2 protein-coding genes are annotated in these 1,513 nt (G+C 62.3%); both read left to right on the top strand.

Annotated features, from left to right (window positions below; translation table 11 throughout):
- The coding region (locus DBR24_RS29570; protein WP_128616466.1) for an HAD-IC family P-type ATPase at positions 1–992 on the top strand (992 nt) is incomplete at its 5' end.
- Between the two features lie 232 nt (positions 993–1,224).
- Positions 1,225–1,513 (top strand): potassium-transporting ATPase subunit C (locus DBR24_RS34405; protein WP_371921381.1); only part of this gene is annotated, 289 nt, incomplete at its 3' end.

Raw genomic sequence — 1,513 nt, forward strand, 5'->3', positions numbered from 1 at the left:
ATGAAACTCAGCAGCGAATCCACCGCACCTTTGCGATAAACCCGGCCCTGGATACCCTGACCGCCGTACCGTTCAGTGCCGAAACCCGTTTGTCCGGTGTCGACTATCAGGGCCGGGTTTATCGCAAAGGTGCGGTGGATTCGCTGCTGAGTTTCATCGGACAAAAACGCGCTGATCTGGCCCCGGCCCTGTCGCGGGAAATCGACAAGATCGCCCAGAGCGGCGGCACCCCGTTGCTGGTCTGCGTCGACGGCAAACTGCTTGGTGTGATCCACCTCAAGGACGTGGTCAAACCAGGCATTCGCGAACGTTTCGCCGAGCTGCGCAAACTGGGAATTCGCACTGTGATGGTCACCGGCGACAACCCGTTGACCGCTGCCGCCATCGCCGCTGAAGCAGGCGTCGATGACGTGCTCGCCGAAGCCACTCCGGAGAAAAAACTGGCGCGCATCCGTCACGAACAGAACGACGGTCGTCTGGTCGCCATGTGCGGCGACGGCGCCAACGACGCCCCGGCGCTGGCCCAGGCTGACGTCGGCATGGCGATGAACGATGGCACCCAGGCGGCGCGCGAAGCGGCGAACATGGTCGACCTCGACAGCGACCCGACCAAGCTGCTGGACGTGGTGCAGATCGGCAAGGAATTGCTGGTGACCCGTGGCGCGCTGACGACCTTTTCCATCGCTAACGACGTAGCCAAGTACTTCGCGATCCTGCCGGCGCTGTTCGCGGCGATCTATCCGCAACTGGGCGTGCTGAACATCATGCACCTGACCAGTCCGCAGAGCGCGATTCTTTCGGCGATCGTGTTCAACGCCTTGATCATTGTCGTGCTGATTCCGTTGGCCCTGCGCGGTGTGCGGGTGCAGGCGGCGAGTGCGGCGGCGTTGTTGCGGCGCAACCTGCTGATCTACGGACTGGGCGGGATTCTGGTGCCGTTCGTGGGGATCAAGGCGATCGACATGCTGCTCACGGCGCTGCATCTGGTGTGAGGCTGATATCGCAGCCCCTCACCCTGACCCTCTCCCAAGGGGAGAGGGGACCGACCGAGGTGATTACGGAAGCTGCATCGACCTGAAATACCGAGCCGAATTCAGGTCTTGAACGATACAGAAATCGGCTCCCTTTCCCCCTCGCCCCCTTGGGGGAGAGGGCTGGGGTGAGGGGGGAAGAAGTCTCCCTGACACTCCACCCAAGTTGCCCAACGAATTCGAGGATTTTGCAATGTCCACAATGATACGTCCGGCCCTGAGCCTGCTGGTGCTGATGACCCTGATCACCGGCGTCGCCTATCCACTGGTGGTCACCGGTGTCGCGCAGGTTGCCTTTCCCGAGCAGGCCAATGGCAGCCTGGTGCATGACGCTACCGGTAAAGTCCGCGGCTCGTCGCTGATCGCCCAGGATTTCGTCGGTGATGCGTGGTTCCATCCGCGTCCTTCGGCGGGCGCGTTTGCGACCGTTTCCAGCAGTGCCAGCAACCTGGCGCCGAGTAATCCGGCTCTGGCGACACGGG

This window comes from Pseudomonas sp. HMWF006, from assembly GCF_003061205.1.
In the GTDB taxonomy this organism is placed as follows: Bacteria; Pseudomonadota; Gammaproteobacteria; order Pseudomonadales; family Pseudomonadaceae; genus Aquipseudomonas; species Aquipseudomonas monsensis.